Annotated in this window: 1 pseudogene; it reads left to right on the top strand. The window is 60.2% G+C overall.

Annotated features, from left to right (window positions below):
* Positions 1 to 206: pseudogene (locus tag GYA94_RS25445) on the top strand (ABC transporter substrate-binding protein); the annotation flags it as partial.

Below are 206 nucleotides of genomic sequence, written 5' to 3'. Positions count from 1 at the left end.
TCAGCTATGAGTGGGGCGAGTACATCAAGCGCTCCAAAGCCGGCGAACAGGGCGCCATGCTGATTGGCTGGAGCGGCGACAACGGTGACCCGGACAACTGGCTAGGCACCCTCTACGGCTGCGATGCCATTGACGGCAACAACTTCTCCAAGTGGTGGTACAAGCCCTACGACAGCCTGATCAAACAGGCCAAGGCCAACGCCGAC

Origin of the sequence: Pseudomonas juntendi (genome assembly GCF_009932375.1) — a bacterium.
GTDB lineage: Bacteria > Pseudomonadota > Gammaproteobacteria > Pseudomonadales > Pseudomonadaceae > Aquipseudomonas > Aquipseudomonas juntendi.
Note: the sequence above shows the minus strand (reverse complement) of the source record. Positions and strands in the feature narration are given on the sequence as shown.